Annotated in this window: 13 protein-coding genes; 1 reads left to right on the top strand and 12 read right to left on the bottom strand. The window is 51.0% G+C overall.

From position 1 onward, the window contains the following. Positions 1-5: 5 nt before the first annotated feature. The 8 genes from TPRIMZ1_RS0109145 to TPRIMZ1_RS0109110 form a co-directional block, all read right to left on the bottom strand. Positions 6-2684 (bottom strand): DUF6273 domain-containing protein, encoded by a 2679-nt coding sequence (locus TPRIMZ1_RS0109145; protein WP_010258116.1) that lies wholly within the window; start codon positions 2682-2684, stop codon positions 6-8. After that, positions 2675-3331: a FecR family protein gene (locus TPRIMZ1_RS0109140; RefSeq protein WP_038078338.1), complete on the bottom strand. Its 657-nt coding sequence runs from the start codon at positions 3329-3331 to the stop codon at positions 2675-2677. Before TPRIMZ1_RS0109140 ends, TPRIMZ1_RS0109145 begins: the two co-directional genes overlap by 10 nt. A 30-nt stretch (positions 3332-3361) precedes the next feature. Further along, positions 3362-4582: a hypothetical protein gene (locus tag TPRIMZ1_RS0109135; protein WP_010258112.1), complete on the bottom strand. Its 1221-nt coding sequence runs from the start codon at positions 4580-4582 to the stop codon at positions 3362-3364. A gap of 9 nt (positions 4583-4591) precedes the next feature. Further along, positions 4592-5176 (bottom strand): hypothetical protein, encoded by a 585-nt coding sequence (locus TPRIMZ1_RS18730; RefSeq protein ID WP_010258111.1) that lies wholly within the window; start codon positions 5174-5176, stop codon positions 4592-4594. 97 nt (positions 5177-5273) lie between these two features. Beyond that, positions 5274-6224 carry a tetratricopeptide repeat protein gene (locus TPRIMZ1_RS0109125; protein ID WP_010258109.1) on the bottom strand — a complete coding sequence of 317 codons (951 nt, stop codon included), beginning with the start codon at positions 6222-6224 and terminating at the stop codon, positions 5274-5276. A 43-nt stretch (positions 6225-6267) separates the two neighbouring features. Continuing rightward, the gene (locus tag TPRIMZ1_RS0109120) at positions 6268-7284 is read right to left on the bottom strand and encodes a hypothetical protein (RefSeq protein WP_010258107.1); all 1017 of its coding nucleotides are present in this window, start codon (positions 7282-7284) and stop codon (positions 6268-6270) included. Positions 7285-7296: 12 nt separating this feature from the next. Further along, positions 7297-7722, bottom strand: coding sequence for a hypothetical protein (locus tag TPRIMZ1_RS0109115; RefSeq protein WP_010258105.1), 426 nt, complete (start codon positions 7720-7722; stop codon positions 7297-7299). Positions 7723-7746: 24 nt separating this feature from the next. Further along, a complete protein-coding gene (locus tag TPRIMZ1_RS0109110) occupies positions 7747-8961 on the bottom strand; it encodes a hypothetical protein (protein WP_010258102.1) in 1215 nt (404 codons plus the stop codon). Positions 8962-9313: 352 nt separating this feature from the next. On the opposite strand from TPRIMZ1_RS0109110, the gene TPRIMZ1_RS19740 reads away from it, so the two are divergent. Further along, positions 9314-10141 carry a hypothetical protein gene (locus TPRIMZ1_RS19740; RefSeq protein WP_010258101.1) on the top strand — a complete coding sequence of 276 codons (828 nt, stop codon included), beginning with the start codon at positions 9314-9316 and terminating at the stop codon, positions 10139-10141. A 38-nt stretch (positions 10142-10179) separates the two neighbouring features. Here the strand turns inward: TPRIMZ1_RS19740 and TPRIMZ1_RS20050 are convergent, their stop codons facing one another. From TPRIMZ1_RS20050 to lepA, 4 genes are all read right to left on the bottom strand, one after another. Next, complete coding sequence (locus TPRIMZ1_RS20050) at positions 10180-10299, bottom strand: hypothetical protein (RefSeq protein ID WP_232616788.1); 120 nt, start codon at positions 10297-10299, stop codon at positions 10180-10182. A 29-nt stretch (positions 10300-10328) separates the two neighbouring features. After that, positions 10329-10781, bottom strand: a complete 453-nt coding sequence (locus TPRIMZ1_RS0109095; RefSeq protein WP_010258099.1) for a hypothetical protein — start codon at positions 10779-10781, stop codon at positions 10329-10331. After that, entirely contained in the window at positions 10774-11070 is a 297-nt protein-coding gene (locus TPRIMZ1_RS0109090; RefSeq protein WP_010258097.1) for a nucleotidyltransferase family protein, read from the bottom strand. The genes TPRIMZ1_RS0109095 and TPRIMZ1_RS0109090 overlap by 8 nt, the downstream gene beginning before the upstream one ends. A gap of 75 nt (positions 11071-11145) precedes the next feature. After that, a complete protein-coding gene (lepA, locus tag TPRIMZ1_RS0109085; protein WP_010258094.1) occupies positions 11146-12966 on the bottom strand; it encodes a translation elongation factor 4 in 1821 nt (606 codons plus the stop codon). Positions 12967-13039: the final 73 nt, after the last annotated feature.

The raw sequence follows: 13039 nt of genomic DNA, 5'->3' as shown, positions 1-13039 counted from the left end.
GGGGACTACTGCACACAGAAAGCGGGGGCGCAGCCACCCACTGTACCCGCATAGTGGACGTTGGCACCAATAGGGTTGGAGCTAACACAGAAATCGAAGACAGCCCCACGATGGGGGGAAGCTAACCAGTACCAGGAGACAGTATTGGTGCTGTCGTATTTTGCACGCTTCGTATTATCTACGTAGTATTCAAGCCGCGCCTGATTCGCTGCAGTTTCATACACTGTTGATGAATACGTGTTGCTGCCAAACATCTCCCTTTCGGTGGGGAGCCAGAGCTTATCCATAATCGTCTGCGTACCATCCGCACCGCTTCCTTTATTTGCCGCGTAGCGCGTGGGCGCCCAGAGTATTGTATCATCGGTAAGACCAATGGCGGTTTTCAGACCAGGAAGGAAGGAATTGGTAAGGTAGGTACGCATTTCGCTATCCTCATACCCCATTGTGTTGACATTGGAACTATGCATCCGGTGCGTAACCGGCATATTCTGGAACTGGAACACCACATGGTTGGGGGCGTTCGGGACTCCGGTATACAAACCATTGGCCTTGAATGAATTGATACCTACCACAATAAGCCGCAGAAGTTGGCCGCCGGTTACCGGCATGTCGGATATCGGAGTGCTATCAATGGTCAATGAAGGCAGGTCGATATAGTCGCCTAACTGTATAATTGAGGCAAAATTATCGCCTCCCTGTGGCGCGGCAATAAGGGAGTGCAGAGCATTAAATACCTCCGTTACACCAGCCGTGCCGGATGTTAGGATACCAAAGTATGATTTTAAATCAGGCGATGGAGTACCAAGGCTATAACCGCTGCAATATTTCCCTAAATTATCTATCCTGCCCGGAGGATCCGTGTTGTACAGGAACTTTGCATAATTAGCCGCAATATCCCCTGAACTCCCGTCGAGAAGCTGTGTTCCAAACGAAGGCGGTGTTGCTGCTGTTGCATAGATAATCTTCGCCGCAGGATTGGCGGTCAAATTTCCGCTGATGGCGATCCTATTACCGTTCATAAGAAATACTTCATTACCGGCAGCGGCATCAACTACCGCTGTACCCGACATAGTAAACGTACCTTGTACTACAAATACCCCCCCACCCTGGTCGGTAGTATTCCCAGTGATGGTACCGCCGCTCATCGCAAAGTTGCCGCCGTTAACATACACCCCACCGCCGGCGCCGGCAGTATTCCCAGTGATGGTACCGCCGCTCATTTCAAAGCTGCCTCCATAATCAACAAACACCCCGCCGCCGTCCCAAGGACCAGCATTCCCAGTGATGTCACCACCGCTCATCTTGAATATTCCGTTTACGGTAATCAGAGCTGCATTCGCAATATAGTTACTTCTATTACCGTCAATGGTAATGTATGCAGTTACAGTATCACCGGTGTCCCCCACTTCCAGCGATCCGCCGTCTTCCACCGTAATAAGACTAGGTAGACTGTCTGCGTTTCGCGTTATACTTAGCGGCGATCCGTTGTGAATAAGTTTTACATGTTTCCCGGCAGGGATTATTAGCGGCGGTTCGCTCACGTTCGGAGGCACGGGCGTTCCGCCAATAAATATAGTATTAAGCAGTGTTATAGTATCCGGGTTAGTTACGGATGCGGTATTGGAAGAATCATTTATCGCATCCTGAAGGGTGGAATAATAAAAACCGTTTCCTACTGCCCGATGCGCCACCGGGGCAGGAATGGTCATGGTAAGACCTATCCCGGTTTGTCCTTCATCCGGGATGGGGGTGGAGATACCCGATGCTGTTGCCGCACCGCTGTAAACCCAACCGATCAAGTTTTGCTCCAGCTTGAAATAGACATCGGTTACGCTAACCGGAACTTTCAGAGCCCAGCTGCCACCGCTTACCGTAACCGTGGGCGGATCGGTAATAATCGGATTATTATAGGCAGGATCGCTGAAAGCTCTTACCTTCAAGCCAGTTTCCAGGGTAAGACCGGAACTGTTCGTAATCGCCGGCGTAATCGTCCCGGTCAGCCATTTCATCGCCACAAAATCCGCGGCAGTAAAAGCAACGGTTACCCTGTATTCCCGGCTTAAACCATCCGCCGAACTGACCGTGTAGGTAACCGGATTGGTAAAGTCCCGATTACCCGCCGGGGCGTACCCTAATCCGGTATGGGTTACCACCGGATTAAGGCCGGTAATATCGGTACCGAAGGGTACCGTGACCGTAATACTGTGGGTATCTTCACTTATAACCACCAGCTCCCCGGGAATCCCAAGGCTAAACCCGGTTATAACCTTGGCGGTATATTCTTCGGTCTCCGTCATGGGGACCTTCACCGAATTTAAGCCCGCAATAACCCTATAGGATACTATACTCCCGGTTCCCACATGGATAGTTTTTTCAGCATCCATATAGGCTTCGGCGTTGATGGTCCATTCGCCCAGGCTTGCGGACACCCTGAAGGATTCCACCCCCGGCTCAAGCTCTTTCGTAATTAATTGGTCCGGTCCGGTAAAAGTAAAGGTGTACCAGAACGTACCGGTAACATCGGAGGAAAGCGCCCGGCTAAAGCCTCCGCCCACGGTAACCGTGAGATTTTCTTCCCCCACCGGTACATCCGGCCCCAGAATATAATCACAGGAGCTTAGTACGAGGAAAGCCCCAAAAAACAATCCCAAGTATTTCCAAGCTCCCTTCATGATTACTGCCATATGGTCCCCACATCAAACTCCGGCGCTGCCGGCACATTCACCGCGGAGGGAGAAGCTGCGCGGTCTATTCCCGCCGGTAAAGCCGGCGATAATACTTCCTGGGCTGCTTCCGCGGCAATGGGGGTTCTCCCGGTGGCCGTGTTCGTAATAACCTCATGCCCGGCGCTTACATACACCCCGGTACGGTCCCGGCCGGAAAGGCGTACCCGCCCTTCGGCTACCGCAAGCCGTCTTCCGTCAAACTCAAAGGAGGTTCCCCGCACCGATGCGGTGGCTATAGGGCTGCGCACGGTAAAATCGGTTTTGCCTCCCGAGGGGGGAGTTACATCCGCCCGTATCCGTCCGGTTTGCAGGTGCAGGGCGGCCCGTTCATTCCCCGTATCTTCCCGCAGTTCTTCCAGGGTTACCCGGGTTAAGGGGCGTACGGTTAACACCGAATTCCCCAGGGATATCCGGGCGGTACTTTTAAAGGTCGTGGAAATCATCGCGGTATTTTCCAGCTGCTGCCCAACCACCGCGGGAACCCATTCCGCCCCGGGCGCCTTAATTTCTACATTTCCGCTCACGTCCAGTATCACCGCCAGAGTCTGGGCCGGTAAAACCTGTAAGCCACAGACAAACAAACAGAACGCCACATATCGTTTCATACTATACCCCGTATCATATTCTTTCATACTTCAAAACGAAACCATCAGCCCCAAAGAAGTCTTCCACCTGATAGCTGCGCCGGAAACAAAGACGTCTCCCCATCCCGGAAAGAAGGCGCCCGCAAGCGCCGTTATTCTGATTACCGCATCGGGCGCCCAAACCAGGAAACCGTACATTTCCCCGCCCAGAAGCCGCCGGGAATCTGCACCGGTGTTCGGATCAAACTCCGGGTCCCCCAGGGTCTCCGTATCGGTCCTGATAAAATAACCCGCCCCCGCCGTAGCGCTCAGGGTTTTATGGGGCCGCACCGTATAGGCTGTCTTGCCATACATCAGGGCCGAGAAACGGGGGGTGAATATTTCCCCCGGGCTGATGCTGTTTATGGGGGAAAAAGCTCCCATGGTATCGTTAACCCTTCCGCTCGACCAGCGGAACTGCAAGGAAAGGGAGTCCGGTACTGCCGTGGGAAGCTCCCAATCCGCCCCCGCAGAGGCGGCCAAGCCCAGCCGCAGATCCGGATCCTCCGCCAGCCCCGTTGCCGCAGCAATACTAATGTGCAGCGGTTCCCAGGGTTCCGCTAAATAGTGGATCTCAAGATATTGGCTGTGGAGGGTATTCCCTTCCCCATCCCGGGTATTCACATCAAATTGACCTATCACATTCAGGTTCAGGGAAGACCGGAGGGTCAGATCGGGAAACTCCACCGACAGGGGAACTACCACCCGGCGGGAAGCAAAATAGTTTGCAGGATCGTCATAGCTGAATTTTTCAGTATAGTCGGATCGGTCCGGACCGGTCATGAGGATCTCCACCGTTTCCTTGTACAGCAATCCGGTATAGAAAGCCCCCAGGGAAAAACGGGCCTTCTCATAGCCCCGGGAAACACGGGCCCCGTCAAAAAGCCCCGTAGCGATAAGACCGGCGCTGTCCCAAAAACGCTGCCGCCCAAACTGCACGAGCGCGGCGGGAGCGGGCTGCCAGACCAGTTCCGTGCGGTCCAGTTCCGGCAGGAAGGGCTGCGGGTCCTCATGTTCATAGCTCAAACTCAAGGCGGCGGACACATAAAGATTTACGGTGGGACTCAAAATCGCCGAAACCCAGGGGTGTACGTTCCCGGTAAGCACAAAGCCCGGGTCCGTGGTGGAATCGTATCCCGGCGTCCCGCCGAATACCACCCCAAAGTCTGCGGCAAAGGCCACAGAAAACGGGAGGAGCATTATCAGATACAGAAACCCAATTTTTTTACACAAACCGTTCCCTCAATCCTGATTTAAAAGGGTAATCTCCACCCTTCGGTTTAAAGCCCGCCCCTCCGCCCTTGTTTCCGTCCTAATCCGCTCGGTCTCCGCTTCATAGGCCGTTTTCCCGCCGATTTCAAGGGAATGGAGTACCCGCTCCACTATCTGCAGGAACTGCACTCCATTTACCCGCATTCGGGGATCGCCGGGTTCCGGAAGGATCCGCTGGTACTGCAATTCCCGGTAACTGTAGCGGGGCCCCGGGAAAAGGGCATACAAAAGATTCCCTTTCATATTGAAGGCTTTCATGATAAGGAAGGATAGTTCCCCCAGTTTGATAGGCCTATCCGCCGATGCCCCCTTGGGAAGCCAGCCATTTGCCAGGGCAGCAGCAAAGGCAGCGGACTCACCGGACCGGGGATCAACCATTTCGGGAAGGGCCTCCGACGCGGTCAGCACAAAACGGGTCGCCTGGGAGAGATTTACCTCCGGAGTTTCGAGGATTATATCAATTTCAGCGGCATTTTGGGCATACAAGCAGGGGCTTAAAACCAGGAGGATAACACATATTAAAAAACATATTTGCGGTTTGAGTGTATTTTTCATAAAGCCACCCATAGAACCAACGGATTCTTTTTTGATTCTCACCGTATAATTATAGCATAGGGGAAATAAAAAACCAATAAAAGCAGCAATTACCGCATCAGAATTCGCTGCGAAGCTTCTCCGCCGAGGCCTTTAACTCGCGGATACGTTGAATATTAGGGTCCGGGCCTGGGTCCAGGTAGATGGTACTTTCCACTTCCCGCAGCTTGATCTCCAGGGCTTGTTTCTGCGCTTCCGACTCCGCCAGGAGCCGTTCGTACCTGGCCCTTTCGGTTTCCGGTTCCGGTATCGGCGCCGGTATCGGTTTAGCGGCGGTTTGGGCGAGCATCCCGTCAACCTGTTTCCGGTAGGCGTTGATGGTTTCGTCATAGGCCTTTTCCCGCTGCTGGTATTCCTCTACGATTCGGAGGTATTCGGCGTAGCTCCAGTTCAGCATGTCCAGGATTTCACCCTGAATTTTGTTCTGCCGGATTATAGCCAAACGGTAGGCGGCGGCCTCGTTCTTTTCGCTCCGGGGACGGGCATTGACCACCCGGGCAAACTGCACCGCCGCCAGATCCTGCTGCCCCAGGGCGTAAAGGCATTCCCCCATCCAATAGGCAAGTATCGATTTTTGAGACACCACCGCGGGGGTATTACGCTTAGAGCGGTTTATATAATCATTATAGACCCTGAACATACCCAGGGCTTCATCATAGCGGTTCAAATAGTAGAGGGCGCGGCCCTTGTAGTATAAAACAGTATCTATCCGCAGCCCCGCCGGGGCAATGCGCTGCAACTCGTTTATGTCCCGGAGTGTGGCGGCATATTCGCCCAGGGAAAATTCCGCCAGGGACAGCCAGTACAAAGACTCCGCGAGCTGCCCGCGATTGGCCGCTTCCATCTGGGACCGGCGCAGTACCGGCACCGCTTCGGACCATTGTCCCGCCCGGTAGAGGCTGATCCCCTGTTCCAGGGAAGACCGGTGAACCTGGGCTGCCCCGCGCTGGATCCCCGCCAGGGCGGTAAAAATCAAGAGGAGGAACAAAAAGCCGGCGTTTCGTTTCATACAGGATTTTCCTTACACAGTATCGGCAGAAAACCGGCGGTTCTTAAGTCTTTTCTCGTGAACGCTTTAAAAAACCAAACCGGTATCCAGCGGAGAGGGTAATAAACATCCGGTTATAGGAAAGGGGAATGGTACTCTCAGAAACAACGGTATTTCCCAGGTCCGCGGAATAGCGGAGATCGAACAATAAAACTCCTACCCCCGTCTTTACCCCAAAGTCCAGCCCCGCAAGGATGCCAACCGGCGGCGGCGTGGATGCCCCTAAAAGGGGGAAAGTCGCATATCCCCCGACATAGGGTCCCAGGGTAAAACTATCGGACAGATCAAAAATATATTTAACCGTAAACGGAACACTCAGAATAGAGGTGGAATACACAATAGATGTGGGGTTACCCGGGGAACGTTGATATTCCGCCCGGTCCAGGGCAAGGTTCAAGCCCAGTTGGAGCGCAAGAAAAGTGAGAACATGAAACTCCGGCTCAACCCCTATATCGTAGGTGATGCCGGACGTGCTGGGCATAGAGTCATCAATGGCCGTATAAAAACGGGATGAAATACCGGCCCTGGCATTCAGAAATATCCACCGGTGTTTCCATGCGTCAGGGGGGGTCCGCATTAAACGGTTCTGAAGGCTCCGGATTTTTTCCACCTGTACTATTTGGAGTTCCGTGCTTACCTCTTTTAAGGGCGCGCTGGCAAACACGGACCGCAGAACCGGCTGGAGCGTTTCATAGGTATCTTCTTTTACGGCAAAGGGTAACTCGGTGGAGACAATATCAATTTCGTCCTCCACATCAAAAAGGGTAAGCTCCAATACGCGGCCGGGGCTTCTTGCAGTAGTATTGATGGAACAGATTAGGGCATAATCCGCTTCGAGTATATCCTCAGTTATGGTATACCCCGCGGCGATAACTTCCATCCGCAGGTTCTGATCAAAGAAACGCTGCTCCTCCGCAGTCCCGCCGGCAATATCAATAAACACCGCGGCGCCTATCCTGGTCTGGGAAAAAACCAGGGCGGAAGAGAAAAACAGGATGAATGCGCAGATGATTTGTTTCACAATCCCAATGCTCTAAGGACCGGTGATGATGATTCCAATACCGGTACCGGGACCATCATTATTATAATACGCTTCTTCTTTGGCGTTTAATACGGTTATCGTATACTCCGTAGGTTCCAGGTCCGCGTAACTTACGCCAATCTCCCAGGTTCCGGGATCTTCCTCCCCAAAGCTGTAAAAATCCAGCGCCATTCCTCTTATTTTGGTAGTCACGTCCTCAATGGGAACCATGGAAAGACCGCCATCCGTTTTGTACAAAAATACGGTAAGGTCCCGTTCTTTAATAAAATTACTTTGAATACTGTATATAATGCGGGAAGGTTCCGCCTTTAAAAACCCTGGTTCATCGGGGTATAGAAATCCCGTAGAAACAGCGCCGCAGGAAGAAAGCCCTGCGACGCCAATTAATAGGATGATAAACCGTTTTAAACGATTCATACGATTCCTTGAAAAGAATAATCCTTAAAAACTGGACCCAACGTGAACTGATACCAACGTTGCCGCAGTAACCCCAGCGGCTATCAAAATACCAGCACCACTGTTATCCGCCGTTTTAGCGCCTGTATCAAGTTTAAGGTTATCAAGACCATTCCTGACATGCCAGGTAATAGCTTTTACCGTGCTGTCAGCGTTTCTATAACCAACGTCCGTTGCACTTGTACTTGTGTAGGCTAATACCGATACATCAAAACCAAGTTTTGTAACCCCGGGGGATTCTGGCACAACAAATGAAAACTCCAAATCACCACCAGCTACAGGACTAGCAGTGCTGCTAAAAGTAGGCCCGATCAGTGCAAGGGGAATCCCATCGAACTCATTGCCTGAGGCATCCTTAACCGTTGTTCCAACACTATCAACCACAATATCACCGGACGTAACTGCTCCTATGGCTGGATAGGCTCCTGCGGTACCCGTACCAGCATTATACGTATATGCTGGAAATACATTAGCTGTTGTAGTAATAAACTTAGCAGCAGCAGTTATTAACCCATCCCCGAGGTCAAAACTCCAATAAGGATACGCAGGTGAGCCGGCTATTGTTTTCTGAGTATAACCTACACCGGAACCGGTAAAAGAAAGTTTTGTGGTGGTACCCGACAATACGGTAAAGGCCCCTAACTCAAGTTCTTTTAAAGTAAAACTAATTGGAGACCCGGCTGCTACGATTGCTGCTCCGGTATTGTCTAGTGCATAAGTTTTTCCGTCACTGTCTATTTTATAAGCAGGAACACTTTGGCCAGTTAGAGCGCTACCGGCAACTTTTGAAATATCGGTGGCTAGAAGTACCGCGTTGTCCCCATCCAATTTCTTCCCGGCAAATAGAACGGCATAATAATTACCAGGCGCTATTTTGAGGATAAGCTCCTTACCTGCGCCCTTGTAGCCGGTTGCAGAATAGTAAACATTGGTAGCAGTGAATAGACCAGCTGGAAGTGTACCACTTACTTGCCGAAACACCACCTCATAGAAATCAATGTTAGCCGCTGCTACATCCTTGGTTACCGCTCTAGCCACGGCATCGTCACCCGGAAGGGCAACAGAAACTGTAACCAACCTCCGCCCCTGGGCGTCATATTCCACCGGGTCTTCATCGGCGTCAAAGATTGCCGAACAGGCGGTAACCAGGGCTGCGGCCATAATGCCCGCGGCCAGGAACTTTAAGCTCTTTTTCAACATGCTATACTCCTAAGAAACATTCTAATCACGACATACGCCGTATATTTTTTGACTATGATGGTAACGACAAACCGGAAAAGCAAAGGATGAATTATTACGCAGACAGTCTCCTTTCAGTTTAATACATTACCCAGCAATTGTCCATATTTCATAAAAAAATGGTAAAAACTCGCTATTCGTTATAGACACGCCAAAAAGTACCCCTATTTTAGCGTACCATTCCAAGGAACAACACTACGGGTAGGGGGGGGTATAGACACCGGCAGCAGCATATTTCTGAAGTTTTTCGCGGCTCACTAAAGCAAAATCCCGGGAATAGCGCATTAGGGCTCCCAAAGGGGGAGAGCCCGTGATGAGGAAAAAACGAGAACGAATTACGTGGCACACGGCTTTCTACGATGCGATCCGGCTGGAGCTGATAGACTATCGGGATGTTCTGGAGTTCACCATTGAACACCAGCTTACCCGGGAACCGCTCAGGATCGATATGGTCATCATCAAGAAAAAGCGGAACGTGGTCATAGACAAAAAAATTGCCTCCATATTCAGAGGCCGGAACCTGGTCGAATTTAAAGGTCCGGAGGATTCTCTGATGGTGGCGGCTTTTAACAAGGTGATGGCTTATGTCTACCTGTATTGTACTCCGCCGGAAAGCGGCAATATCCAGGATGTAACTATCAGCTTTGTGACATCCCAGGAACCCCGGGAGTTGAAGAAACATCTGCGGGAAGTGTATCAGTATACGTTGACGGAAAAATGGCCGGGGATTACACTAATTGAAGGCAGGCTAATGCCCATGCAGATTATCAACCAGAAAAAGCTGCCTAAGACGGAAGCCAGATGGCTAACCGGTGTGGGGCCCGGCTTGAGCATAAGCAGCACAAGGGGCATCATAGATGCGACCAAAAAAACGCCAGAGGGAGCCCCAAAAGACGCTTTTCTATACATGCTGGCTCTAGCCAACGAACGACAGGTCAAGGAGGTACTAGGTATGCAAGGCGACGCAACTATTGACAGACTTTTTACGGAACTGGGTGCCATCCCTAGATTGGAAGCCAAAATTAAGGCGGAAGAGAAGGAACAATTCCTTGCACTTATAGACCAGTGCGAGTCCCTGGAACAGCTCAAGGAAAAACTGATTGGAAAACCTAAGCGGAAACGGGCCGCCAAGAACCGCTAGCAAAATTCCGGAAACCCCACCCACAAATCAAGACGTGATTACCGGGTTCCTACGCGTCCTTGGTCTTCAGCTATCCTGAACTGCTGGCGGGTTATTTCGTCCCGGAGCCGTTCGCAGACCACCTTGGCCCTATCGTAGGCGTTGCCCTTAAAGACCAGTTGGGACAGGGCGTCTACCCCTTTGCCGTTTAATTGTTTTTTATAAACTGTTCAAAATCATCTTTTACTTTCTTCCATAATTCTTCGGAATAGTTTATTAATGGCTTTAATCGGCTCCATTCAATTTCCGAACCATAAGAATGCCTTATAAAATGTCTAAATGACAAATACTCTTCCAATTGTTCTTTATAATCATTAGTGAATATTTTTGTTCTCTTAGCATTCTGTTCGTATGTCTTTTCAAATAATGTCTTATGCCATTGAAAATCATTCGGAATAGGCTCTCCAATATTTTTTAATATAAGTAAAATAATACTTTCAATCCCATTATATAGAGAATGCAAAAACAGCGCTGCTGCGGATGCCTCAATGTAATCCGGTTCCTTGATTTTACATAAATCCACTAATGGTTTTGTCTTGTCAAATAATTTATTAATACGAGAAATCTCGTGCTCTATTTTTTCTTTAAGTACATTATTCAATTTCAACTACCTCGCCCAGTCTTTCCAAGAGATTATAGAATTCATTGTCCATATCAAAATCGACCAGATCTATTTCATTGCTCAAATTCATATATAATTTTGAATATGCCTTAAAAAAAAATTCCGGGGGAAGCCCTTTAATCCCAATATCTATATCAGAATTTTCATGAATTTTCCCGGTAACCATGGAACCAAAAAGAAAGACGGACTTACATCCTTCATTCTTGAGTAAGTTTGTGGCTTTCTTAATATCGTCCAGATATCTTTCGGGAATACTGTTAAAATTCATACACTTATTATATACTATTTTTACCTGTTTTCAATAGCCGTATTCAATAATAACGGCTTTTCGTCATACGGGTTCCTACGCGTCCTTGGTCTTCAGCACCGCCAGAAAGGCGCTCTGGGGCAGTTCTACATCCCCCACCATCTTCATGCGCTTCTTCCCTTCCTTCTGCTTCTCCAACAGTTTCCGTTTGCGGGAAATGTCCCCGCCGTAGCATTTTGCCAATACGTCCTTGCGCAGGGCGTTCACCGTTTCCCGGGCGATGATCTGGCTGCCGATGGAACCCTGGATGGCTATCTTGAACTGCTGCCGGGTTATTTCGTCCCGGAGCCGTTCGCAGACCACCTTTGCCCTATCGTAGGCGTTGCCCTTAAAGACCAGTTGAGACAGGGCGTCCACCCCTTTGCCGTTGAGCAGTATGTCCAGCTTCACTAATTCTGTGGGCTTGTAATCGGTGATATCGTAATCGAAGGAGGCGTAGCCCCGGCTGATGCTCTTAAGGCGGTCGTAGAAATCAAAGAGCACCTCCGAAAGGGGCATGTCGTAAACCATCTCTACCCGCTTTTCGTCCAGGTAGGTCATGTTGGTTTGTACGCCCCGCTTCTCCATACAGAGGGTCATGATGTTTCCCAGGTAGGATGTGGGGGTGATAATGGCGGCCCGTATGTAGGGTTCCTCCGTCCCTTCAATGCGGCCCTCGTCGGGGTATTCCGTGGGGTTATCCACCATAAGCTCCTCTCCGGGGTGGCCAATACTGCCGCGGATACGGACCCGGTACTTTACCGAAGGCGCAGTAAAGATAACCGACTGGTCGAATTCCCGTTCCAGCCGTTCCTGGATCACCTCCAGGTGGAGGAGCCCCAGGAAGCCGCAGCGGAAACCGAAACCCAGGGCAGCGGAGGAATCCTTTTCGTAGATAAGCGAAGCGTCGTTGAGCTTGAGCTTTTCCAGGCTGGTTTTGAGTTCTTCGTAGTCGTTGGAGTCCACGGGATATATCGAAGAAAAGACCACGGGCTTTACTTCCCGGAAACCCGGGAGCGGCCCTGCGCAGGGATGCTCCGCGCCGGTTACGGTGTCCCCTACCCGAACATCGCTTACGGTCTTTACCCCGGCGATAATATAACCCACCGCCCCGGCGCTTAACTCCTCCTGTTCCACCAGGGCGATCTTGAAGACCCCCAGGTTTTCCACCTCATACTCGGAATTGTTGTACATAAACCGAATCTTCATGCCCCGCTTAAGGGTTCCGTCAAAGAGGCGCAGGTGGACCACTACCCCGCGGTAGGGATCGTAGTGGCAGTCAAAGATAAGGGCGCGCAGCGGCGCTGTGGGGTCACCGCTTGGGGCGGGGACCCGCTCCACGATGGCCTCGAAAAGTTCATCCACACCGGTTCCCTGCCGGGCGGAAACCAGGAGCGCGTCTTCGGCGCTGAGCCCCAGGTCGTGTTCTATCTGTTTTTTTGTACCCGGTATATCCGCAGCAATCATGTCGATCTTGTTGATCACCGGCAGTATCTCTAAGCTGTGCTCCAGGGCCAGATACATATTGGACAAGGTCTGGGCCTGTACGCCCTGGGTGGCATCCACCAGCAGCAGGGCCCCCTCGCAGGAGTTAATAGCCCGGGATACTTCGTAGGTAAAGTCCACATGTCCGGGGGTATCTACCAGATTAAGCTCGTACTCCCGGCCATCCTTAGCGGTATAGGGAATCGTTACCGCCTGGCTTTTTATGGTGATCCCCCGTTCCCGCTCAATATCCATGTTGTCCAGGATCTGATCCTGAAAATCCCGATCCTCCACCAGATGGGCTTTTTGGATGAGCCTATCCGCCAGGGTGGATTTACCGTGATCAATATGGGCGATAATACAAAAGTTACGAATATACCGGGTGTCTGCCATAATACTCCAGAGGATACCAAAAAACCGGCAAAAAAGGAAGGGTACGGATAAGAGACAAAGGCCGCCCTTTGCG

It is taken from the genome of Treponema primitia ZAS-1 (genome assembly GCF_000297095.1).
In the GTDB taxonomy this organism is placed as follows: domain Bacteria; phylum Spirochaetota; class Spirochaetia; order Treponematales; family Breznakiellaceae; genus Termitinema; species Termitinema primitia_A.
This window is presented reverse-complemented; position numbering and strand designations above follow the sequence as displayed.

Bases quoted from the DNA above. Each gene is read 5' to 3' on its own strand.
- TPRIMZ1_RS0109145 (WP_010258116.1), bottom strand. From the start codon at position 2,684: ATGGCAGTAATCATGAAGGGAGCTTGGAAATACTTGGGATTGTTTTTT.
- TPRIMZ1_RS0109140 (WP_038078338.1), bottom strand. From the start codon at position 3,331: ATGAAACGATATGTGGCGTTCTGTTTGTTTGTCTGTGGCTTACAGGTT.
- TPRIMZ1_RS18730 (WP_010258111.1), bottom strand. From the start codon at position 5,176: ATGAAAAATACACTCAAACCGCAAATATGTTTTTTAATATGTGTTATC.
- TPRIMZ1_RS0109125 (WP_010258109.1), bottom strand. From the start codon at position 6,224: ATGAAACGAAACGCCGGCTTTTTGTTCCTCCTCTTGATTTTTACCGCC.
- TPRIMZ1_RS0109115 (WP_010258105.1), bottom strand. From the start codon at position 7,722: ATGAATCGTTTAAAACGGTTTATCATCCTATTAATTGGCGTCGCAGGG.
- TPRIMZ1_RS0109110 (WP_010258102.1), bottom strand. From the start codon at position 8,961: ATGTTGAAAAAGAGCTTAAAGTTCCTGGCCGCGGGCATTATGGCCGCA.
- TPRIMZ1_RS19740 (WP_010258101.1), top strand. From the start codon at position 9,314: ATGAGGAAAAAACGAGAACGAATTACGTGGCACACGGCTTTCTACGAT.
- TPRIMZ1_RS0109090 (WP_010258097.1), bottom strand. From the start codon at position 11,070: ATGAATTTTAACAGTATTCCCGAAAGATATCTGGACGATATTAAGAAA.
- lepA (WP_010258094.1), bottom strand. From the start codon at position 12,966: ATGGCAGACACCCGGTATATTCGTAACTTTTGTATTATCGCCCATATT.